At 50.9% G+C, this 22,564-nt stretch carries 19 protein-coding genes; 9 read left to right on the top strand and 10 right to left on the bottom strand.

Annotation, left to right across the window (positions count from 1 at the left end; all coding sequences use genetic code 11):
• Positions 1-254: 254 nt before the first annotated feature.
• The 6 genes from VFS25_RS14120 to porU all read right to left on the bottom strand — a co-directional run bounded on the left by VFS25_RS14120 (position 255) and on the right by porU (position 8,794).
• On the bottom strand, positions 255-1,073 hold the full coding sequence (locus tag VFS25_RS14120; RefSeq protein WP_326462803.1) for a DUF4292 domain-containing protein: 819 nt from the start codon (positions 1,071-1,073) through the stop codon (positions 255-257).
• 131 nt (positions 1,074-1,204) lie between these two features.
• Positions 1,205-2,944, bottom strand: coding sequence for a tetratricopeptide repeat protein (locus VFS25_RS14115; RefSeq protein WP_326462802.1), 1,740 nt, complete (start codon positions 2,942-2,944; stop codon positions 1,205-1,207).
• A 3-nt stretch (positions 2,945-2,947) separates the two neighbouring features.
• Positions 2,948-3,391, bottom strand: a complete 444-nt coding sequence (gene dut / locus VFS25_RS14110) for a dUTP diphosphatase (RefSeq protein WP_326462801.1) — start codon at positions 3,389-3,391, stop codon at positions 2,948-2,950.
• Positions 3,392-3,613: 222 nt separating this feature from the next.
• On the bottom strand, positions 3,614-4,096 hold the full coding sequence (gene ispF, locus VFS25_RS14105; RefSeq protein WP_326462800.1) for a 2-C-methyl-D-erythritol 2,4-cyclodiphosphate synthase: 483 nt from the start codon (positions 4,094-4,096) through the stop codon (positions 3,614-3,616).
• A 13-nt stretch (positions 4,097-4,109) separates the two neighbouring features.
• Positions 4,110-5,255, bottom strand: a complete 1,146-nt coding sequence (gene porV / locus VFS25_RS14100) for a type IX secretion system outer membrane channel protein PorV (protein ID WP_326462799.1) — start codon at positions 5,253-5,255, stop codon at positions 4,110-4,112.
• Between the two features lie 134 nt (positions 5,256-5,389).
• On the bottom strand, positions 5,390-8,794 hold the full coding sequence (gene porU, locus VFS25_RS14095) for a type IX secretion system sortase PorU (protein ID WP_326462798.1): 3,405 nt from the start codon (positions 8,792-8,794) through the stop codon (positions 5,390-5,392).
• Positions 8,795-9,004: 210 nt separating this feature from the next.
• Between porU and VFS25_RS14090 the strand changes: the two genes are divergently transcribed.
• Entirely contained in the window at positions 9,005-10,555 is a 1,551-nt protein-coding gene (locus VFS25_RS14090; protein WP_326462797.1) for an SUMF1/EgtB/PvdO family nonheme iron enzyme, read from the top strand.
• A gap of 393 nt (positions 10,556-10,948) precedes the next feature.
• Here VFS25_RS14090 and bcp read toward each other — a convergent pair whose 3' ends face one another.
• Entirely contained in the window at positions 10,949-11,449 is a 501-nt protein-coding gene (gene bcp / locus VFS25_RS14085; RefSeq protein ID WP_326462796.1) for a thioredoxin-dependent thiol peroxidase, read from the bottom strand.
• 3 nt (positions 11,450-11,452) lie between these two features.
• Entirely contained in the window at positions 11,453-13,150 is a 1,698-nt protein-coding gene (locus VFS25_RS14080) for a peptidoglycan DD-metalloendopeptidase family protein (protein ID WP_326462795.1), read from the bottom strand.
• 98 nt (positions 13,151-13,248) lie between these two features.
• Here VFS25_RS14080 and gldA point away from each other — a divergent pair, with 98 nt between their 5' ends.
• The 8 genes from gldA (at position 13,249) to VFS25_RS14040 (ending at position 20,129) form a co-directional block, all read left to right on the top strand.
• Positions 13,249-14,157 (top strand): gliding motility-associated ABC transporter ATP-binding subunit GldA, encoded by a 909-nt coding sequence (gldA, locus tag VFS25_RS14075; RefSeq protein WP_326462794.1) that lies wholly within the window; start codon positions 13,249-13,251, stop codon positions 14,155-14,157.
• Positions 14,158-14,185: 28 nt separating this feature from the next.
• Complete coding sequence (gene eno / locus VFS25_RS14070) at positions 14,186-15,478, top strand: phosphopyruvate hydratase (protein WP_326462793.1); 1,293 nt, start codon at positions 14,186-14,188, stop codon at positions 15,476-15,478.
• Positions 15,479-15,574: 96 nt separating this feature from the next.
• A complete protein-coding gene (locus tag VFS25_RS14065) occupies positions 15,575-15,892 on the top strand; it encodes a septum formation initiator family protein (protein WP_326462792.1) in 318 nt (105 codons plus the stop codon).
• 172 nt (positions 15,893-16,064) lie between these two features.
• Entirely contained in the window at positions 16,065-16,202 is a 138-nt protein-coding gene (locus tag VFS25_RS14060) for a hypothetical protein (RefSeq protein WP_326462791.1), read from the top strand.
• Positions 16,203-16,278: 76 nt separating this feature from the next.
• A complete protein-coding gene (nth, locus tag VFS25_RS14055; RefSeq protein WP_326462790.1) occupies positions 16,279-16,929 on the top strand; it encodes an endonuclease III in 651 nt (216 codons plus the stop codon).
• 3 nt (positions 16,930-16,932) lie between these two features.
• Complete coding sequence (locus VFS25_RS14050; RefSeq protein ID WP_326462789.1) at positions 16,933-17,649, top strand: DUF2071 domain-containing protein; 717 nt, start codon at positions 16,933-16,935, stop codon at positions 17,647-17,649.
• Between the two features lie 62 nt (positions 17,650-17,711).
• Positions 17,712-18,908, top strand: coding sequence for a nucleoside permease (locus VFS25_RS14045; protein ID WP_326462788.1), 1,197 nt, complete (start codon positions 17,712-17,714; stop codon positions 18,906-18,908).
• Positions 18,909-18,938: 30 nt separating this feature from the next.
• Positions 18,939-20,129, top strand: coding sequence for a Gfo/Idh/MocA family oxidoreductase (locus tag VFS25_RS14040; protein ID WP_326462787.1), 1,191 nt, complete (start codon positions 18,939-18,941; stop codon positions 20,127-20,129).
• Positions 20,130-20,388: 259 nt separating this feature from the next.
• Here VFS25_RS14040 and VFS25_RS14035 read toward each other — a convergent pair whose 3' ends face one another.
• A complete protein-coding gene (locus VFS25_RS14035; RefSeq protein WP_326462786.1) occupies positions 20,389-20,940 on the bottom strand; it encodes a DUF6134 family protein in 552 nt (183 codons plus the stop codon).
• Positions 20,941-21,106: 166 nt separating this feature from the next.
• The coding region (locus tag VFS25_RS14030; protein WP_326462785.1) for a 2-oxoacid:acceptor oxidoreductase subunit alpha at positions 21,107-22,564 on the bottom strand (1,458 nt) is incomplete at its 5' end.

Genomic DNA, 22,564 nt, shown 5'->3' with positions numbered 1-22,564 from the left:
TTTGGTTTCCTTCAGCGCTGCATTGGCTTCATCTATTTCTTTCTGCAGCTCCCTTTTACGGCGCTCCAGCTCCTCCCGCGTTGGCTGCTGATTATTATTCTGCGCATGCAAAACAGCAGGTGCCAACCATATAACAAGTATTAGCGGAATAAGCTTCTTCAAATACAACATGATCAATTTAAGATGACTGCAATAAATTTTCTATGAAGGTTAAAGTTAAATTACAAATCTTAAAAACCAATATATCAGGGCTTTTATTCCCTGCTATAAGATGCAGGTAAGTTAAATGGAAACGTTTGGGGCTGGTTAAATTCCATTTTGGAAAAATCCATGGCCACCCTTGTTACATTTTTTTCCTCAATGAAAATGCGGCGCATAAAAGGCACCTTGCGGCCTTCTACTTCTTTATACTCCCCGTAGGTAAGCTCACAGGAACGGTTATGGGTTTCATCCTTATCCATCACTTTGCTTTGCTGCAGCTGAAAATCATCTGCAAACACGTTAAAAAGGCTGGTGTACATAGTGGTATCGCAGCTGAAGGAAATAATGGCGGGGGTTTTCACCACCTGGTAAATAGAGTCTGTGAGAAACACCGGGTTACCGATAATCATATCCTGCAGGGTACGGAAGTCAAAAGGTATGTTCAGCAGGTCCCTGGCATCGCTGATGGCGCGCAGGTACGCCCGTTTATTGAACTTATCATAGGCCTTCAGGCTGTCCGGCGTAATAATGGCCCGGGCTACCTCACCTATAATGGGGGCTGATACGGAGATCCAGATGATGCTGTCTTTCAGCATGCGGATGTTGGTGCTGATGTTCTGCTGTTTCTGCCGGTCGTTTTCAAAATCTACCTTCAGCTTACCGGAAAAAGTATGGAAATCAATATGGTTTTTATGGATGCCCGCCAGCAGGCTGCTGTTAAACGCCATATCGCCGCCGGCGGCAGTAATACTGTCTTTCCCCAATGCATGGCTGGTATCTGTTACCGGGAAGGAGGTGCGCGCCAGCTGACGCGTGTGTCTGCAAGACACGAATATAATACAGGCAATACCGAGTAAAATGATTTGCTTCATAATCCCAATTAGTCCAATTGCGAATTATCAATTACGAATCGGGGCGATGTGCCTGTAATCCGGCGCCTTATTGCCGGGGTGCTCAACGTTAAGCATTTTCATTCGTAATTCGTAATTGACAATCCGTAATTCTACAAGTCAATATACCGTTTTTCAGCAATTTTCCTGGCCAGGCCTACAGAAGAAGCGCCCTTCTCCTTAGCCAGCTGCCAGTACTCCAATGCTTTTGCAACATCTTTCAGGTTAAATAAAATATCTCCGTAATGCTCCAGCACATTCGGGTCTTTACGGGCTTCCGGGTCCTGCAGGGCTTTCTCTATCCATTGCTTTGCATCCTCATACTTGCCCTGCCGGAACAATATCCAGGCATAGGTGTCCATATACGTAGCGCTGCCGGGCTGCAGCTCCAGGGAGCGGTGCGACATCTCCGCTGCTTTTTCCAGGTGCTCACCCCGTACGGAAAGGTAATAGCTGTAATTGTTCAGCACCATGGCATCATCGGGCCGTATAATAAGGGCGCGCTCATAGCTGCTGTCCGACAGCTGGTGCTGGCCAATGGCATGGTAAGCATCGCCCAGCAGCGAGTATACATCGCCCATAAAACGCTTATCGCTGCTGCCTATGGCCACTGCCTTGTTCAGCGAGCGGATGGCCTCCGGGAACTTTTGCAGCATATAAGTGGCTACGCCTTTAAAATAAAAGCCCATGAACTCTTCCGGGAAACGCTGTGTAACCAGGGTGCTGGCGTTCAGCAGGGCCTGGGTATCGTCTTTCCGGGAGTAGATCCACATGAGCTGGTACCATACCGAAAACCGCGTTGAGTCGAGCCCGATAGCTTTGTTATAATCATTGAGCGCGCTGTCCAGCATATCGGCCTGTGAAAACATATCGGCCCGCAGCGCATAGGCTTTGGCCTCTTTCGGGTGGGCCTGTATTACCAGGCGGGTCAGCAGCAGCCCTTCCTGCAGCTTGGAGCTGTCCAGCTGCATCATTTGCAGGTACGGGTATACGAAAGCTACTTTTTCGTCAATGCTGTAGTCCGGGTTGGCAAAGGCTTTTGTAAGATAGCTCCAGTAAGTGGTGCTGTCTTTCCGCTGCCTGGCGTAATTGGCCAGCGCTATCAGCGAGCGCGGGTTATCCGGGTCTTTGGAAAGGATGGTTTGATAAACAGCGGTGGCTTCCTTCACCCGGTCATTGGCATCATATACATCGGCCAGCAGCTGGTAATAGCGTATTTCGCCGGGGTTTTGATCAATGAGCTTGCGTATTTCCGCGGCGGCTGCATCTACCTTACTCTCTTTCAGCAGCAGGCGCTGTTTCTGGTATACCAGCTCCTCTACCACACCGGTCTTTTCTTCCAGCTGGTCCAGCACTGCCAGGGCATCATCTGTTTTGCCGGCCTTGCTCAGCAGCATGGCCTTGTTAAAAAGGTAATCTTCGCTTTCCGGGTATTGCCGGATCAGGCGGTCATATACAGTAGCGGCGCTGTCAAACAGCTGGTTCATGCCCAGGGCATCGGCCAGGGCCAGCTGAAACCAGCGGTTGGTGGTGTCCATGGCTGCCGCCCGGCGGGCAAAGCCCAGGGCATAGGCAGGATTGTTCACCTCCATAAAAAGGCGCGCCAGCTCATAATATACAGTTGGATTTTGCCTGTTCAGGCGCAGGTAATCGGAAAACTGGGTAATAGCGGTCTTGTAGTCGCCCAGCATTTTGGAACGCTGTGCAGCAAAGAAAAGGCTGTCGGACCGCTGTTTCAGGATAGTAGGATCTTTTATTGCATACACATGCCTGGCAGCCGTGTTTTTTGTACTACTGCACGCGCCCCAGGTAAGAGCACATCCCAATCCTATAACGGTAATCAGTACACGCATTCCTCAGGATTTTCCTGTGTGCCCGAAACCACCATGCCCGCGGTCGGTTGTTGTGAGTATTTCCACCGGCGCCAGGGTTACCCGGGTTACGGGTGCAATCACCATTTGTGCAATACGTTCGCCAGGTGCAATGGTTTGCGGCTCATTGGATAAGTTAATGATGATCACCTTAATCTCGCCCCGGTAGTCGGCATCTATGGTACCGGGGGTGTTAAGCAAGGTAAGCCCCTGTTTAATAGCCAGGCCGCTGCGGGGCCTTAGTTGTGCTTCATAACCTGCCGGTAGCTCCATAAATAAGCCGGTAGGCACCAGGACCCGCTCCAGGGGCTGCAATGTCATTGCAGTTTCCAGGTGCGCCCGCAAATCCATCCCTGCTGCGTCGGCAGTAGCATAGGACGGCAGCTCGTTGGCCGACCGGTTTATGATCTTTACTATTATTTCAGCCATTTAACAAAGATAGCACTAATAATTACGAATTATTCAATTACGAATTACGAATGAAATGCCATAGGCTGAAGCTGCCTGCTGACTGCTAAATGCCTAACACTGAATGTTGAATACCGATATGAAGGCTGAAGATGAATGCGCTGGCGATGCGCGGGAGGCTATGCATACATTGCCGCCGGTTTGCATTAAACTGATCCGGCTGAGCGCCCTGGCAGTGAGTAATTAAACCTTCTCCAGCAGCACGCTTGCCAGCGCCACTACCCCCTCTTCCCGGCCTACAAAACCAAGCTTTTCTGTGGTAGTGGCTTTAATAGACACATCTTCCACGGTAAGGTTAAGAATACGGGCTATCACCTCCCGCATCTGCGGCACATAGGGTTTTATCTTGGGCGCCTGCAGGCACAGGGAGCTGTCGATATTCACTACCTGGTAGCCTTTTCCGGCAATTAATTCCGCGCACCGGGCCAGCAGTATTTTGCTGTCAATGTTTTTATAGGTATTGTCTGTATCGGGGAAGTGCACGCCAATATCGCCCAGGCTAAGGGCGCCCAGCATAGCATCGCAAATGGCATGCAGCAGCACATCGGCATCGCTGTGGCCCAGCGCTCCTTTATGGTGCGGCACCAATACGCCGCCCAGCCAAAAGTCGCGGCCTGCTGTAAGCTGATGGAAGTCTATTCCCTGTCCTATACGTATCTTAGTCATGAAGGTTTATGAGTTAGTACCCGCTGTTGCTGCTTTCGTCATTTCCTGACAGGTCAAAGCTCAGGGTAAAGCGCAGGGTATTGGAAAGCGGGTTGCGTTGAATACCGGTACCGGAAGGCACCAGGTAAGAAAAGTTCAGGCCAAATACATCGTACTTAATGCCGATGCCGGCGGTAAAGTATTTACGGTTGCCCTTGTACTTGTTCTCGTTGTAATAACCGGCCCTTACTGCAAAGGTGTTATTATACCAGTATTCGGCGCCTACGGAAAACATCAGCTCCTTCAGCTCTTCGCTGAAACCGCCGGGCGCGTCGCCGAAAGAGGTAAAAATAGACTCTACCACGCCTTTATCGCGGTAGGCGCCGGAGCTGTCAGGGGTGGGCACCAGCAGCTTGTTAATATCCAGGGCAAAGGTTATTTTATTGTATTCATCCATACCAATGGTATAAGCAGTGCCTATACCCAGGTTGGTAGGAATAAAATCTTTATACTGGGCCGATTGGGTGTAGGATATTTTGGTGCCTACGTTGGTGATGGCCATACCCAGGTTCCAGGTGTTTACAGTACCATCATCCTTTTCAAAATCTTTGGTGTAAAACAAAGACACATCGCCGGCAAATGCTTTACCGGGGCGTATTACACGGCCATTAATATCGCCGTTGGCCAGGTTGGAATAAATATAACGGAGGGCCAGGCCTATAGACAGGTTGTCTGACAGCTTGCGGGCATAGCCTGCGTCAAATGCCCACTCGCGGGGGCGGTAGTCGTACGTAGGGGTGCCGGTAATATCGGTAAAGTTAATGGTGCCTAAAGAAAAATAACGGAGCGAAGCGCCTACGGCTTCTATATCATTTAATTTGTAATAACCGCTCAGGTTTGCCAGGAACACATCGTTCACCAGCTCTTTTAACCATGGCGTATAGGTAACAGCTACAGAAGAGGTGGTAGTGGCAAAAGGCAGCTTGGAAAGGTTCCAGTAATTGGAGTTGGCGTCCGGTGAAAGGGCAACACCTACATCGCCCATGGCGCCGCTCCTGGCATCAGGAGAGATCCGTAAAAACGGCACTGCCGTATTAATAGTGTTCGTACGCCCGTCTATATCGCCGGTGCTGATTTGCGCTGAGGTCTTTAAACTGATGAAAGTGCAAGAAATGAACACAAGGCTCAATGTTACCTTACGGATCATGTAATTTTTATATTTGAAACGAGGTGTAAAAATAATGCCTAATTTATAATAATCAAGAAATGGAGTGAGGCCAGGGATGCTGAAATTAATCTTTTTTTGCATAGGTTTTAAAATAAGATCAGTTTTCCTCCTGAAATTTTAGTTTTAAGTTTAGTGCTGACAGTCAACCTGTAAAGGTAAATTCCAGGCGGCAACCTGGCTCCGGAGTCGGCATTACCATTCCAAAGCATGCCATCATAACGGTTACCAACTGCTTTTATTGTTTGCCGCTGTGTTTTTACCAGCTGCCCCGATATGGTAAAAACCTGCAGGGTAACGGTAAGCTCCTGCCCCTGCTGGTTATGCGTAAAAAAGAACCGGGTGGTGGTGGTAAAAGGGTTCGGATAATTGCCCGCATCCTGCACGGCCAGGGTGCCGCTGTTTACTACTACAAAGTGCAGGGTAACAGTGGTGGCATTATTGTAAGTGTCCCAGGCCTTAATGGTAAGCGTATGCGGCCCTGCTGCCAGGTTGTAAAAGGGGAAACGGATTGCGCCGCTGCGATAATCATCCAGGGTGGCGGTGTAAAAATCATTCAGGATAAAATACTGGCTGGCGGTGTCCAGCACTGCTATTATATCGTGCCCGATACCATAGCCGGAGGTGTTAATGCCGCTGCTGTCATGCAGGTTCACCAGCAGCACGGGATCGGGCCCGGTAATGCCGCCGTTGCGGAACAGCTCTGTATCTAAAAACGCCTGCACCTGCGGACCGGTGGTGTCCGCCGGGGCATTGCCGGCGGTGCCGCCTACCTGGTAACCGTTGAAATAACCGCCGGCATCGGCCTGTTCACCGGCTGCATAATAGCTGATCTTACCTGCGCTGGGTTTATAGTCAATATCCCTGGGTACAATAAAGGTAAAGGTGAACCGGCCCTGCTGCACGCTTTGCTGCCCGTGGAACAATACCTGCTGCTGCACCGTGTAATCTGCCGGCTCGCTGCCCGCATCATTGCCCCGGGTGCGCAGGGTAACGGGTTTATCATATACTGTTACATCCAGGTTGCCGTTAAAGTCCCGCAGCGGGTTCCCCTGCTCATCTTCAACATGGCCTTTTACCACGTATTTGCCCATGGCCTTAAGGGTATCGGTTACCTGGCTTACATCCTGCCCGTTAATACTATCCGTTACCACATGGTACCGGGGAAAGGCCAGCGTAAGCGCGGGATCGCCCAGCAGCTGGAACTTACGGTTATTGGCTATATCGCTGTAATTGGTGTAGGTAAGGTTTTTTCCCAGCATGGCGGCTTCTCCCAGGCTGGGCATATGCCCGTTGGCCAAGGGCGTAAAGGCCATCTGCAAATAGTTGGTGTTCATTACCCGGTTCGAGTACGCAAATACGGCCCGCGTGGTGGTCATCAGCGCAATGGCGCCACCAGAGGGTTGCAGCACCAGCTGCTCACCAAGGGAGGTATATACCGGGTTATCAAAGGGTGCAAAGTCGCAGGTGGCGGTAATAACCAGGGGCAGGCGCTGCGCATTGCTCCAGGTTTTAATGGAGCCGGCATCTACCACCACCTCCTCTGCCAGGCGCGAGTAGCTGCCATGGCCTGTATAATTCCATACCAGGTTGCCGTTGTTCATGTGCTGCTGTATATCGCTGTTCACAGCCGGGTAGCGGCTGCCGCCGGAAGCGGCTACTTTGGGATAGGCATCCAGGTAAATCTTGTCTGCAACGCCCTGGCGCCAGGTTTGGCCGGCCATGCTGCTTACCGCTTCCGCATCCTGCAGGTGCAGGTTGTTATCCCCGTCGTCGGCCACAAAGGTGAGGTGATTGCGCCAGGGGCCAAAATTAGCGGGGCTGTGGTAGCCAATTATCTTATCCACCACCTGCTGGGCCTGGGTGGCTGTTTGCACGGGCAGGCGGCCAATGCCAACGTCCAGCAGGTTGCGTGTATTAATATCCGTTATATCATCCCCGTCATCCAGGAAACCAAAAAAATCGTCTGAGGGATAGGAGTTAATAAAGTCCAGCGATGCATCGCTTTGCCAGGTAGGCACCAGGTTGGTGTTGCCCGGCACGCGGTTGCGGTAGTCAAAAGAAGCGTCGCCAAACAGCAGCAGGTAGCGGAGCGGCGTGCCGCTGCTGCCGCCGCGGTCATAGCACATTTTTACAAAATCGCGTATAGCCGTGGGGTCAGGCGTGCCGGAGGCAAATTCGTTATAAATATCCTGTACCGTTACTACCTGCACCTGCAGCTGCTCGTGCGATGTATGCCAGGCAGCCAGGCGGCCTGCAGCTGCTTTCAGGGCCGGCGTGGTAATAATCAGCATGTTGGTGGCCGGTGTAGCGTGCAGGTCCTGGTTGGCTACCATGCCTGCATACGCCGGCTGGGGCAGCTGGTCCGGGTTAAAAGCCACGTATTCCCGCAGGGTGGCGGCATCCCGTACAAACTGCAGCTGGCTGCCGGTATGCTGTACCGGCAGGTTAACGGGTGTAACGGCATTGGTAACATCCCATACCCGGGTAGCGGCGGCGCCATTGTTTATGATAAACCGGCCGGCAGCGCCAGGCGCCACGCTTGCCGCATCGCGGAAAAGCAACGGGTCCCCGGCAGGCAGCTTAAGCGGGCAGCGGGCCTGCAGCTCAATATAATCCAGCCAGCCCTGGTCGCCGTTGCCGCCGTTATACTGCAGGCCTACCTGTACCTGGGCGCTGTTCACGGGCACATCAAAAGCGCCGTAGGCAGCAGTGGCAAAAGCTTCAAATATATTGCCGCTTACTGCGTTTAATGTAAGGCTACCGGCAGCGCCCTGGTTTACGGTTATATCAAACCGGCTCCCGGCGCTGCGGGCGGCTGCCCTGGCGCGTACCTGTACCTGTGCGGCGGCAGCCGGCAAGGTAAAGGGAATGCTGCGGGTAAGCGTTCCGCCGGGAGCATTGCTGAATACCGGGCCCCACCACTGTTTGCCGCTGCTTACCAGGTTAATGCTGTCTTTTTCATAAAAGGCATGATAGTCAAAAGCAGTAATATCCGTGGTGGGCGCGGGCGGCGGGGTGCTATCCGTGGCAATGCGGCGGCCGTTTGCGCCAATGTTCAGGAAATACCAGGCAGTATCGCTGTAAAGGTTGTACTGGTGTGTAAAGGTGCGGCCGGCAGGGTTATAGGTCCAGGCATGTGGCCCGGGCGCATAAAACAGCACATAATCATCCCCGTTCAGGAGGCCATCACCGCCGTCAGCAATCTGCAGGGCTACTTCGGCCAAGTCATCGGGGCGCGGCATGCGGTTGTTTTCCGGCAGCAGCTGCCCTCCGTTGCCAAAAATACGCACAGCGGCAGATGACAGGGATTGTGTGTTAATGCCCATACCGGCCAGCTGAGATACCGGGATTTTGTACACGCCGGGCTGTGTAACCGCCAGCTTATACCAGGCGCCGGCAGCCAGTACGGAATGAGCGGCATAGGTACGTTGCGCATGCGCGGGCAATGCAGCACTGCACAACAATAAAAGCAGCAGGCGGTACAGCTTCATAAGGGTTTTTACAATTTTTAACACAACCCGGGCAGGTGGCCGGTAAAATTAATAAACCGGCCTCACTAAACTTCAAATAACCCCTTGACATACAAACCGGTTTGTGGTAAATTTAAGGGCCAAAACGTTACAAATTAATTTTTTTCGCTATAAAATAAAATATATTAAATTTGCGTTTACCTATAAAACCAATACTAAAAGCTGAATCTCATGCATAGATTAACCTCTCTGTCTTTGCTCTTGGGCACCAGTGTAATGCTGGCCACAACCTCCTGTAATAAGGATGGCGGAGGGCTGTTTGGCAAGAAAAAAGAAAAATCCTCTGCGACCGGCTGGAACTATAACGATCCGAAGATGGGTGGTTTTAGCGTGGCTAAAAGTAAGGAGCAGCAAACCGGCCCGGGCCTGGTGTTTGTGCAAGGTGGTACGTTTGCCATGGGCGCTACCGAGCAGGATGTAATGATGGAATGGAACAACATTCCCCGCCGTATTACGGTTTCCTCTTTTTACATCGATGAAAATGAAGTATCTAACGTAAACTACCGTGAATACCTGTTCTGGTTACAGCGTATGTACGGCGAGTCTTTCCCGCAGGTATACCGCCAGGCTTTGCCAGATACCCTGGTATGGCGCAGCGAGCTGGCTTATAACGAGCCCCTGGTGGAATACTACTTCCGCCACCCGGCCTATAACGATTACCCGGTGGTAGGCGTTACCTGGAAACAGGCTACCGACTATGCCAAATGGCGCTCTAACCGTGTGAACGAAAAGCTGCTGATGGATAAAGGGCTGCTGTCTAAAAGCGATGTAACCAACCAGGCCGACGACAATACTTTTGACACCAAATCATATATGGCCGGCCTGTACGAAGGTACACCGGGTAAAATGTCAAAAAGCGTAAAAGACCAGTTCAAAAACGCAGACGGCTCTCCCCGCACGGCGCAGTTTGAGGATGGTGTGATGCTGCCTAACTACCGCCTGCCCACAGAAGCAGAATGGGAATATGCTGCATTAGGTTATATAGGTCAAAACCCCGCTCCTTCCCGGAAAGAAGGCAAGCGCGGTGAAGAGTTGATCATGAACAAACAGGTGTACTCCTGGGGCACCAACACCAGCGGTTTAAGGGACATCCGCCGCGGTACCTGGCAGGGCCAGTTCCTGGCGAACTTTAAACGCGGTTCCGGTGATAACATGGGTATGGCCGGCGGTTTGAACGACCGTGCTTCCATACCGGGTCCTGTTCGCTCTTTCTTCCCCAACAACTTTGGCATCTATAACATGTCCGGTAACGTAAGCGAATGGGTGCTGGACGTTTACAGGCCGCTGAACCCGATAGACGGCGATGATTTCAACTACTTCCGCGGTAACAAGTTCCAGACTGTTTATATGAACGCCGACAACGAGCCGGAAAAAGACAGCCTGGGCTCCCTGAAAATGCGCGATGTTACGGATGAAGAAAGCGCCAACCGTTTGAACTACCAGAAAGGTGATGTGATCAACTACCTGGATGGCGACTCCTTATCACAGGTACAATACGGTTACGGTGTTACCTCCCTGATAAACGACAAATCCCGCGTAGTAAAAGGTGGTAGCTGGAACGACCGCGCTTACTGGCTGTCACCCGGCACCCGCCGTTACATGCAGGAAGATATGGCTACCAACACCGTTGGCTTCCGCTGCGCTATGGACCGCGTAGGCAGCCCCGAAGGCAATAAGTTCAAAACCGGTAACCTGTTCAAGAAACAAAGACAAAAGAGATAGTATAAAGCATAAAGCAAAAGCCCGGTTAGTACTGCACTACCGGGCTTTTGCCTTTAAATGAGGAGGAATATTGTTGATTATTGTTTATTACTTATTGTTTGTTGATTGTTGTTTGTTGTTTGCTATCCTTATGCGCCTGCATGTTTCCCTTACCCGCGTCTTTCTCTGCCCTGCGTTTTTTTCATATGCATGTTTACCCCTGCCGCATTTTTCCTGTTTCCATCTTTTCATCTTTTGCATTCATGTTCCCGCTCCTGTAGCCGGCATAAGTAACATCAGGCACTTAGCCGCCCATGCATTGGCTTAGCCGCTCCCTTCCTCATTCCGGCAATCCGCATCAGCATGCCGGCATTCAGCATTTAATAGCCCGCACAGGAATATCCGCCATCCGCTTTATGCTTTATGCTTTGTGCTTTCAGCTTTATCCCACACCTCCAATATCTCCGCTGTGTGATTTTTGCTGTTTGGCCGGGTAATGATCTTATCTATGATCCCTTTTTCATTGATCAGGAACGTAGTGCGGTGCGTACCGTCAAAAATGCGGCCCATAAATTTCTTTTCGCCAAACACCCCATAGGCATGTACAATTTTTTGGTCCTCATCTGCCAGCAGCGGAAAAGGCAGATCATACCTCTTTGCAAACTTCTGGTGGCTCTTCTCACTGTCAATGCTTACACCTATCACCGCATAGCCTTTTGCCAGCAACGCCTGGTAATTGTCCCGCAGGTTGCAGGCCTGCGTGGTGCAGGTGGGCGTCATATCATGCGGGTAAAAGTAAAGGATCACCTTCTTCCCTTTTAAACCAGCCAGTGTTACCGTATTGCCATGCTGGTCCACTCCTTTAAATGCCGGCGCCTTATCACCTTCCTTCAGGTGCATGGTTGGTAGTGCCAATGTTTATCTTTTAAATGTTAATGTATGTACGCCTTCGTTACCCGCTATATCCGTTACCGTTAGTTTAAGCGTATGCCCGCCGGGCGGGCAGTGCTCGTCAAAAGTATAGGTGAGCACCGTGCCTTTACGGGAAAACATAAGCCAGTGGCCATCCAGCTCCGCGCGGTAACTTTTAATGCCGCTGTTATCGTTCATCCTGAAAGATAAACGGGTGGCCCTGGCCAGGTTGGCGCCGTTGCGGATGCCGCCCAGCACACTGATCGTGGGTGCTATGGTATCTACCTCCAGGTGAAAATTGCCAAAGTCGCGGAAACGGCCGGTAAACCATCCATTTTCATAGGTGGTGCCGGATGCATCTTCGCCCAGGCCGGTGCGCACCATCACTATCTTCGGCTGCAGCGCCGGCGGCACTGGCTTGTCGGGCTTCAGGCGCAGGTCAAATGACGTATGTATGGGCACCAGCGGTGTGTGCAGGTGGTAAATATTTGACCACGATTTAGCGCTTATGCTGGGCACTTCCGAATAGCGGAAACATACCTGGTCGTACAGCGCGGTTTCATCCAGGAAAAACTCTACCCAGTTGTTCTCAAATATATTGCGGCTGCCCGGGTACATGGTATTGGCGCACGAAGCCGCTGCCGGTTCGCTGCCCGACTGCTGCAGGTTGAACTTTACGGTGCTGGTGTTGCCATAGGCATCTTTCACCAGCAGCTTTACATGGTGCACAGCGCCGTCGGAAAGGTCAATGGTGCCATTGCCTTTTATATCGTGGTAAATGTTCAGCTTATTGCCAGGCAGGGGAAAAACCAGTTGCAGGTAAGGGCCACCGCCTTTCTTTACTTTATAATCAATGTGCGCGTTCAGGTAGCGGGTTTCCTCATACCCGATATCATCCAGCTGAAAGCCCTCATTAGGCACATCGTTATCAAACAGTATTACTTCGTATATGCCATTGGGGTTAGTGGAGTTGCTTTGCCGGTCTATACCGTTAATGCCTATACCGGCTTTTGCTGCCCTTACCTTAATAAGCGGCGTGGTGGTTACATACTCACCGTTCACCTTTTTTACGCCTGTTATTACGGGCTGCTGCTCATAAATGCTTTTTTCGCGGTTAAAAACGGCTACGCGGTACACTTCCGGCGCCCGCTTATCCGGCACATCAAAACCAAACAGCAAAGGGTTCAGCGGGTGCATGGTTTGGGTGTTGCGTATCTCAAAGTGCAGGTGCGGACCGGTAGAGCCGCCGGTATTACCGCTCCAGGCTACAAAATCGCCCTTTTTTACAGGAAACATGCCCGGCGGTATTTCCAGGTCAATGGCCCAGTCCTCCTGCTCATATTCTTTTTGCTTTACGTAACGTTCCAGCGCCGGGAAAAAGCGGTTCAGGTGACCGTACACTGTCGTATACCCGTTAGGGTGAGTAATGTATAACCCGTTACCATAGCCGGTATGCGACACGCTGATACGGCTTACATAACCATCGGCGGCAGCGTGCACCGGCAGGTTTTCCCGCTGCTGTGTTTTAATGTCCATCCCCGAGTGGAAGTGATTGGGGCGCAGCTCCCCGAAGTTGCCCGCCAGTATAATGGGAATATTCAGCGGGTCGCGGAAATATCCCTGCGGATAGTTTTTCTCAGGCAGGTACTGAGCGTTTAACAGTTGAGGGACTAAACAACAAAAACCTATTAATTTCCTGATCATGACTGCAAATGTATAAAAAAATACCCCCGCGGTAAGACGGCAGGGATTGCCGCTACTCTGAAGTTATTTTTTTACTTTAGTAGCCGCAATATATAACCATGTCCATACAGGTATCGCAATTGAGTAAAACATACGGTGAGCAAAAGGCGGTTGATAATATTTCTTTTTCCCTGAACAAAGGCGAGATCGTAGGTTTCCTGGGCCCTAACGGCGCCGGTAAATCCACTACCATGAAAATGATCACCGGCTATTTGCCGCCCACCCGGGGCCAGGCGCTGGTAGGCGGTTTTGATGTAAGCAAAGCCCCGCTTGAGGTACGCAAACGCGTAGGTTACCTGCCCGAAGCCAATCCCCTGTATTTTGACATGTATGTGAAAGAGTTCCTTTCCTTTATTGCCAATGTGCACCAGCTGGGCAAGGCAGCGGCTGAACGCATCCGGGCAGTGATAGCCCTCACCGGCCTGGAGCCCGAAAGCAAAAAGAAGATAGGCGCGCTTTCCAAAGGCTATAAACAGCGTGTAGGCCTGGCGCAGGCGCTGCTGCACGATCCTGAAGTGCTGATACTGGACGAGCCTACCTCCGGCCTGGATCCCAACCAGCTGGCAGATATACGCCAGGTGATCAAAAACCTGGGCAGCAATAAAACCGTTATCCTCAGCACCCATATTATGCAGGAAGTAGAGGCCATGTGCAGCCGGGTGATCATTATCAACAAAGGGCAGCTGATTGCCGATGATACGCTGCAAAACCTGCAGCAACAGCAGTCCGGCAACGGCTACATACAGGTAACCTTTGGCGAGCCGGTAGATGCCGCAGCCCTGGAGCAGCTGCCCGGTGTAACGCGTGTGGTTGACAGCGGGGCCAATACCTGGCAGCTTTTTACCGGTAATGTAGAGGCAGTGCGGAAAAACCTGCTGCAATTTGCTTTGATAAATAACAGGAACATCCTTTCTTTGCAGAGCAATTCACAAAGCCTGGAAGCCATTTTCCGGCAGCTCACGAATTGATAATCCTAAACTTAATCGTAAAAAAACCATGAGTACCATTTCAGAGATCCATGCCAGGCAGATTTTAGACAGCCGTGGTAATCCTACCGTAGAAGTAGACATCACCACTGAAGATGGCCATTTTGGCCGCGCAGCTGTGCCTTCCGGCGCATCTACCGGTAAGCACGAAGCAGTGGAGCTGCGTGACAACGATAAAAAAACCTATGTAGGCAAAGGCGTGCTGCAGGCTGTTAAAAATGTGAACGAGATCATTGCAGAAGAGCTGGCCGGATGGGACGTAAATGACCAGTCGGGCATTGACAGAATGCTGATTGAGCTGGATGGCACCCCCAATAAGGCAAAGCTGGGCGCCAACGCTACCCTGGCCGTGAGCATGGCCGTGGCAAAAGCCGCTGCAGAAGAAAGCAACCTGCCCCTGTACCGTTACCTGGGCGGCGTAAACGCCTCTACCCTGCCCCTGCCGCTCATGAACATCCTGAACGGCGGCGTGCATGCCGATAACAAGATCGATTACCAGGAATTTATGATCATACCTGTTGGCGCATCTACCTTCTCCGAAGGCCTGCGCTGGGGCGTTGAAATATTCCATACCCTGAAATCCGTGCTGAAGAAGAAAGGCTACAGCACCAATGTGGGTGATGAGGGTGGTTTTGCGCCGGATATCCAGAGCAACGAAGAAGCCATTGAAACCGTGCTGCAGGCTATTGAAGCCGCCGGTTACAAAGCAGGCGAGCAAATTGGTATTGCCCTGGATGCCGCCAGCAGCGAAATGTTCAACGATGCCGACAAAACATACAAATTCTATAAAAGCTCCGGTAAGGTTATCAGCAGCGATGAAATGGTGGCTTACTGGGCTGAATGGTGCAAAAAATACCCCATTGTTTCTATCGAAGACGGTATGGCCGAAGATGATTGGGACGGCTGGAAAAAACTGACCCAGGCTGTAGGCAGCACCGTACAGCTGGTAGGCGACGACCTGTTCGTAACCAACGTAAAACGCCTGAAACAGGGTATTGACCAGGAGATTGCCAACAGCATCCTGATCAAAGTAAACCAGATCGGTACGGTAACTGAAACGATTGATGCAGTAAACATGGCGCACAAGGCCGGTTACACCTCCATCATGAGCCACCGCTCCGGCGAAACCGAAGATACCACCATTGCCGACCTGGCAGTGGCCCTGAACTGCGGTCAGATCAAAACCGGTTCGGCCTCCCGTACCGACCGTATGGCCAAATACAACCAGCTGCTGCGCATTGAGGAAGCACTGGGTAGTGTGGCCTATTATCCGGGAAAATCCGTTAAATTTGGTAAGAAATAAACCAGGTTTTTCAATTTTAGTGGTCAATACTTCCGGGTCCTGGGTTGTCCCAGAACCCGGATTTTTTAAGACCTTGCCGCCTAAACAAATGATATTTTGATACTGCCCAAATCCATAAAAATACCGGCCTTACTGCGCAACAAGTTCGTGATTGCGCTGACAGCCTTTGTAATATGGCTGGGCTTTTTGGACCGTAATAACCTGCTTTCCCAGTATCAGCTGCAGGCTGAGGTAAATAAGCTGGAAACCCAGAAAGCATTTTTTAAATCGGAAATAGATAAAACTACGGAACAACAGCGGGAGCTGCTCTCCAGCCCCGAAAAACTGGAAAAATTCGCCCGGGAACAATACCTGATGAAAAAAGATAATGAAGACCTGTTCATTATCAGGGAAGAAGCTGACAACGCAAAATAAGCTTGCACTTTTCTAAAAAATTGCTATACCTTAACAATAGATTCCACGTATTCTCCGTTATTAACCTGAATATTAATTTATTGCATTAAAACTAATTTGCATGGGCAATTCTACTCTATCCTTCTCTGCTGTTTTACGTTCTGTAGCTGATAGCAAAAATAACTTCCAGGATATGTCTAAAGATCAGGAGCTCCCCCGGGAGGAGCGGGTTTGTCATACCCAAACCAAAAAGGCTTTGAACACCATCAGGTTCTCTCCCCGCGCAGAAACACTAAAGGCCATTTTCGAGCACGCCCGGAAAAAAGGCTGAAACAGCGGTGGCAGGCAGCATGCTGCGGCCAGTATGAAATAATTGCAATTTGCCGGCTGTAAGCTATTTTTACAGCATGACGAAAAAAGAGCGCTTCGCATATGTGCTGCACTACTTTGAAGAACATGCACCCAATGCCGAAACAGAGCTTATCTATGACAATCCCTACCAGCTGCTGGTAGCCGTGATCCTCTCAGCACAATGTACCGATAAGCGGGTGAATATGACCACCCCCGCCATCTTTGAAAAATACCCCAACGTTTACGCCCTTAGCAAAGCCACGTTCGACGAGCTGTTTCCCTACATCAAAAGCATCAGTTACCCTAACAATAAAACCAAACACCTTATTGGCATGGCGCAAATGGTGGTAGAGGATTTTAACGGCGAAATACCGGATAATGTGCCCGACCTGGTAAAGCTGCCCGGCGTGGGCCGCAAAACAGCCAATGTGATCACCTCTGTAGTGCACCAGCAGCCCAACATGGCGGTAGATACGCATGTGTTCCGCGTATCGGCCCGCATTGGGCTTACCACCAACGCCAAAACGCCGCTGCAAACAGAACAGCAGCTGCTGCAATATATACCCCGGGAAAAAGTGCACATTGCCCACCACTGGCTTATACTGCACGGGCGTTATATTTGTGTGGCCCGCAACCCCAAATGCGGAGAGTGCGGCCTCAGGAAAGTATGTAAGTATTACCAGCAGGTGATCAGTAAACAACAATAGCTTATGGCCCGGCCCTTTCTTACAGCGCAATGGCGCAATTTGCTGATGCTGAACTTTGCAGTTACGCCGGACCTGCTGCAACCGTATATCCCCCACCGTACGGAGCTGGACTCCTGGAATAACACGTACTACATTAGCTTAGTGGGCTTCCTGTTCCGCAACACCAAAGTAAAAGGCATCGGGTTTCCCATGCACCGCACCTTTGAAGAGGTGAACCTGCGCTTTTACGTGCGCTTTAAAGAAGGCAATACCTGGAAGCGCGGCGTGGTGTTTATTAAAGAGCTGGTGCCTAAACGCCTCATTACCTTTGTAGCTAACACCCTTTACAAAGAAAATTATGCAACGCTGCCCATGCGTCACCGCTGGCATACCCCGGATGAAAAAACACTGCAGGTAGCTTACGAGTGGAAAGTAGCCGGTGAATGGAACTATCTTAAAGCCAGCGCCATGGCCGCTCCCCAGCCAATAGTGCCCGGAAGCGAAGCGGAGTTTATAACAGAACATTACTGGGGCTACACACAATCAGGTCCAATGCTTACTTCTGTTTACGAAGTAAAGCATCCGCAATGGCGGGTGCATACGGTGCTGGATTATGATTACCATTGCAATACACAGGCATTATACGGCCCCGCGTTTGCCGCAGCGCTGGCGCAAAAACCGGTATCGGCCCTGCTGGCCGAAGGCTCGGATATTTCCGTGCATCCCAAACTGCGTTTGTAAAATCGTAAATCTTTTTTATTATCTTAATTCCCTAATCATCAACCCAGAACAAAGCCCATTGTATGAAACTAGCCGTCAGACTCCAGCTGTCCCTTATGATGTTCCTGGAATATTTTGTGTGGAGCGCCTGGTATGTGACTATGAACACGTACATGTCTGTGCAGCTGCATTCCAGGGGCGTGGAAATAGGATGGGCCTACAGCGCGCTGGCCGTTGCTACCATGATCTCCCCTTTTTTTATAGGCATGATAGCCGACCGTTTTTTTGCAGCGGAAAAACTCATGGGTATTTTGCACCTGCTGGGCGGCCTGCTGCTTTTCTTTACCCCGCAGATAGGAAACACCCTGTTATTTTGCGGGATGATACTGTTGTATTCCCTGTTGTATATGCCCACCATTGCGCTTTCCAACAGCGTTGCCTTTTCGCAGATGAGCGACCCGGGGAAGCAGTTTCCCGGCATACGCGTATTAGGCACCCTGGGCTGGATTGCAGCCGGTGCGCTGGTAGGTTACCTGGGGGTGGGATCCGGCGGCGCCATATTTTACATTGCCGCCGGCGCATCGGTATTGCTGGGCCTTTTCAGCTTTATGCTGCCCAATACACCGCCCAAAGCCAAAGAAGCCGGCAGCGCCGCCAAAGCCCTGGGCACAGAGGCTTTTGTGCTGTTTAAAGACCGGCCTTACATTATCTTTTTCATTGCCGCCATACTGGTATGTATTCCGCTTTCTTTTTACTACGGCTTTGCCGCCCTGTTCCTGGATAACGTAGGCATGGAAAACGCCGCCGGCAAAATGATCCTGGGGCAGGTATCGGAAGGGCTGTTTATACTCACCATTCCCCTGCTGTTTAACCGTATTGGCGTTAAGAATATGCTGCTGCTGGGCATGGGCGCCTGGATATTGCGCTATATCCTTTTTGCATACGGCAACAGCGATGCCGGCCTGTGGATGCTGTATGCCGGCATTATACTGCACGGCATCTGCTACGACTTTTTCTTTGTAACCGGTTATATGTATACCGAAGAGAAAGCCGGTGAAAGCATTAAAAATGCCGCGCAGGGGATGTTTACATTTGCAACCTATGGTTTGGGCATGTTCATAGGCACATGGTTCTCAGGTGTTGTGGTAGATGCCTATACTGTTAATAAAATTCCTGACTGGACATCTATCTGGATGGTACCGACGTATATTGCAGCCGCAGTGCTGGTGTACTTTGTGCTGTTTTTTAAAGAGCGCAAAACGGGAAAGCCCGTTCAATAAACTGTACTTCTTATAAAATCATTACGCGTCATGGCTAAAATTTCAATGTTAGGCTCGGGTTTCATCGGGCGCTTTTATGCTGACTCCCTGCAGGGACAAAGAAGCAGGGACAAAATTGTAAGCATTTATTCCCGGCGTGAGGAAAGCGCCAAAAAGTTTGCAGCCGATTACCAGGTAGCACACTGGACCACGGATATGGAGGCTTCCATTGCCCACCCGGAGGTGGAGGTAGTATGTATTTCCCTGCCCAACAACCTGCATGAGGCAGCGGTGCTGCTGTGCTGCAAGCACAAAAAAGGCGTTATCTGCACCAAGCCCTTGGGCCGTAATGCGGCAGAAGCCAAACGGATGCTGGAAGCGGTAGAAAAGGCCGGCATTTTTAACGGCTACCTGGAGGACCTGGTATATACGCCCAAGTTCCTGAAAGCGCTGGAAAGCGTGCAAAACGGGGCGCTGGGCCGCATACTGTGGGCCAAGTCAAGGGAAACGCACCCCGGCCCCCACAGCGAGTGGTTCTGGGATAAGGAGCAGGCCGGCGGCGGTTGTATACTGGACCTGGGCTGCCACTGCGTGGAAATTGCCCGCAGCTTCATTGGCAAGGATATTAAACCGGTAGAGGTAATGTGCTGGGCCGATACGCAGGTAAAACCCATTGATGCCGAAGACCACGCTATTGGCCTGGTGAAATATGAGAACGGCGCCATTGGCCAGTTTGAGGTAAGCTGGACCTTCCGCGGCGGCCTTGACCTGCGCGATGAGGTAATGGGCACCGAAGGCACCATTTGGCTCAACAGCTTTTTGCGCACCGGCTTTGATATGTTCACCACCGGCAAGGGAGCAGATTATGTGGCCGAAAAAGCGGAAAGCAACTCCGGCTGGCTGTTTCCCGTGGGCGATGAGCTGAATGAGCTGGGCTACAACCACATGTTTACCGATATGTTCAACGCCATGGAAAGCGGCAAACCCGCCCGGGAAACCTTTTATGACGGTTATGTGGTAAATGCCGTGCTGGATGCCGCTTACCGCAGCGCCAAAAGCAAATTATGGGAGCCGGTGCAGCTGGAGGTATGGCGGGGCAAAACCGGTGTGGGAAAAGATAAAGGCTTTACCGAGTACGACGACCAGTACTACCTGGTAAAAGAAGAAATGACCCACTTTGGCGCCAAAAAGCTGATACTGAAAGATAAAAAGAGCGGGCAGATTATTGAGAAAACACTGTAACGATGTGCGGATGTGCAGATATGCAAAATGTGCAGGTGAAAAAGATACCGATGATTCGTACAGGTTGAAAAGGGACTGACCAGAAAGAATGTAAAATGTAAAATCATAAATGTAAAAGTAAAATGCCTTGGAACCGGCTACAGTAGTGTATTAGCTGGTTTTACTTTTACATTTGGTATTTGAAATTTTACATTTTACATTCTTTCTGATCAGCCCCTTATTTATGGCAAAAGTAATTGGCATTATTGGATGGCGGGCCTTAACTGGTTCTTACAATAAACGCTTTCCCCAGGGTATGATTCACCTCTACTTCTTTTAACGTGCCTTTCTGGTACCGGTAATAGTTCTTTTTACCATCCGGCAGGCTTAGCTCATATTCGCCGTTGCCCAGGGCTTTCAGCGCCAGGAATTTGCCCAGGGTTTCAGAATACACACGGCTGATTTGCCTGGGCTCTGCAAAGTACAGGTCTGATACGGAGTGCTGTATCTCAACATTGTTCAGAGCGCTTTTTTCACCGTCTGCATTTATCAGGTAACGGTTGCCTTCGCGGCGGGTGGTAACATTCTTACTGTCGTCACTGTTTTTACCGGAGCTGCGCGTCACATGCGATTGTACCAGTACATTATTGTTGTAATCGCAGTAAATATCCGTGAACTTGGTGATGAACGTTGTTTCCAGCTTGCTTTTGATTTCCAGGTGCCGCGCATTGCCGTTCACATTACAGCGCGCTTCCACCGTCCCGATTGCATGTGAGCCCAGGCGTATCTCAAATGTATGGGTTTGCGCCTGCAGCTGTATGCTCACTGCCATACACCCCGTCCATAAAATGCACTGCCGGATAAGACGATTCATAAAAAACTACTCCTGACTACGATATGGAAAATACGAAAAATCCTGCCCGGATGGGCAGGATTCACTTAAAATATTTAAAAAAATAATTATCTCATTAATACAATATAATACGGGCAAATTACGTTCAGGCCAACATTTCCTTAATTTTTACCACCAGCTCGCCCTTGGTAATAGGCACTCCCATAATCTTGTTATAGCCGTGGGCATCTACCAGGTACTGGTCGCGGATAATACGGATCAGCTGCCCGTTGTTGATCTCGGGTATCAGCACCTTGTCAAAGCTGTGCAGCAGGTCGCCCAGGTTTTTGGGGAAAGGCCGCAGGTAGCGGATATGGGCATGCGCCACCGCATGACCTTCTGCCAGCAGCTCCATTACCGCGCTCTTAATGGCGCCGTAGGTAGATCCCCAGCCCAGCACCAGCACCTTACCGGAGTCGGGCCCTACTTCAATTTCCTGCGCAGGTATATGGTCGGCAATACGGTCTACTTTCTCCTGCCGGATCTTTACCATTAGCTGGTGGTTTTCCGGGTCGTAGCTTACGTTACCGGTAATATTCTGCTTTTCCAGGCCGCCAATGCGGTGTTCCAGGCCGGGGGTGCCGGGTATGGCCCAGGGGCGCACCAGGTCTTCATTGCGGTGGTAAGGCAGGAACTGCTCTTCGCCTTCGGCCAGGCCGGTCTTGAACTTCACCTCAATGGGCGCCAGGTCGGCGCTCTTTGGAAAACGCCAGGGTTCGGAGCCGTTGGCAATGTAGCCATCGCTCAGGAATATCACGGGCGTCATGTGCTTTACAGATATGCGGAACGCTTCATAAACCGCATCAAAGCAGTCGGACGGTGTAGCTGCAGACACAACTGGCATGGGGCATTCGCCGTTACGGCCGTAATAGGCCTGCAGCAGGTCGCTTTGCTCTGTTTTGGTAGGCAGGCCGGTGGAAGGGCCGCCGCGCTGAATGTCTACGATCAGCAAAGGTATTTCCAGCATCACAGCCAGGCCCATGGCTTCTGATTTCAGGGCCATACCAGGGCCGGAGGTGGTGGTAACCCCCATTTGACCGCCATAGGAGGCGCCAATAGCTGAGGTAATGCCGGCAATTTCATCTTCCGCCTGGAAGGTACGGATGCCGAAGTTCTTATAACGGCTCAGCTCATGTAAAATGTCGGAGGCCGGTGTAATGGGATAGGTGCCCAGGAATATAGGCAGGTTAGCCTTCTGGGAGGCCGCTATCAGGCCGTAGGCCAGCGCCACGTTACCGGTAATGCTGCGGTAGGTGCCAGGTTCCATACGGGCCTTTTCTACCTTAAAACGGGTGCTGAAAGAGGCTTCTACAGTATCGCCGAAGTTGTAGCCGGCATGCAGTACCTTCAGGTTACTGTCCAGTATCTCCGGCTTTTTACCGAATTTCTCCCGCAGGAAGTTCTCGGTGCTTTCCATGTTACGGTTGTATAACCAGTACAGGAAGCCCAGCACAAACATGTTTTTGGCGCGGTCTTTTTCCTTCATACCAAGTTCGGGAAAATCTTTCAGCGTTTCGCGGGTAAGCTTGGTAACATCTATTTTAATTACATCGTAACTGTCAAG

Source organism: Chitinophaga sp., from assembly GCF_035761305.1.
Lineage (GTDB): Bacteria > Bacteroidota > Bacteroidia > Chitinophagales > Chitinophagaceae > Chitinophaga.
This window is presented reverse-complemented; position numbering and strand designations above follow the sequence as displayed.

Coding starts and splice junctions, on each gene's coding strand:
- VFS25_RS14120 (WP_326462803.1), bottom strand. CDS start 1,073: ATGAAGCAAATCATTTTACTCGGTATTGCCTGTATTATATTCGTGTCT.
- VFS25_RS14115 (WP_326462802.1), bottom strand. CDS start 2,944: ATGCGTGTACTGATTACCGTTATAGGATTGGGATGTGCTCTTACCTGG.
- dut (WP_326462801.1), bottom strand. CDS start 3,391: ATGGCTGAAATAATAGTAAAGATCATAAACCGGTCGGCCAACGAGCTG.
- ispF (WP_326462800.1), bottom strand. CDS start 4,096: ATGACTAAGATACGTATAGGACAGGGAATAGACTTCCATCAGCTTACA.
- porU (WP_326462798.1), bottom strand. CDS start 8,794: ATGAAGCTGTACCGCCTGCTGCTTTTATTGTTGTGCAGTGCTGCATTG.
- VFS25_RS14090 (WP_326462797.1), top strand. CDS start 9,005: ATGCATAGATTAACCTCTCTGTCTTTGCTCTTGGGCACCAGTGTAATG.
- VFS25_RS14080 (WP_326462795.1), bottom strand. CDS start 13,150: ATGATCAGGAAATTAATAGGTTTTTGTTGTTTAGTCCCTCAACTGTTA.
- gldA (WP_326462794.1), top strand. CDS start 13,249: ATGTCCATACAGGTATCGCAATTGAGTAAAACATACGGTGAGCAAAAG.
- eno (WP_326462793.1), top strand. CDS start 14,186: ATGAGTACCATTTCAGAGATCCATGCCAGGCAGATTTTAGACAGCCGT.
- VFS25_RS14060 (WP_326462791.1), top strand. CDS start 16,065: ATGTCTAAAGATCAGGAGCTCCCCCGGGAGGAGCGGGTTTGTCATACC.
- nth (WP_326462790.1), top strand. CDS start 16,279: ATGACGAAAAAAGAGCGCTTCGCATATGTGCTGCACTACTTTGAAGAA.
- VFS25_RS14050 (WP_326462789.1), top strand. CDS start 16,933: ATGGCCCGGCCCTTTCTTACAGCGCAATGGCGCAATTTGCTGATGCTG.
- VFS25_RS14045 (WP_326462788.1), top strand. CDS start 17,712: ATGAAACTAGCCGTCAGACTCCAGCTGTCCCTTATGATGTTCCTGGAA.
- VFS25_RS14040 (WP_326462787.1), top strand. CDS start 18,939: ATGGCTAAAATTTCAATGTTAGGCTCGGGTTTCATCGGGCGCTTTTAT.
- VFS25_RS14035 (WP_326462786.1), bottom strand. CDS start 20,940: ATGGCAGTGAGCATACAGCTGCAGGCGCAAACCCATACATTTGAGATA.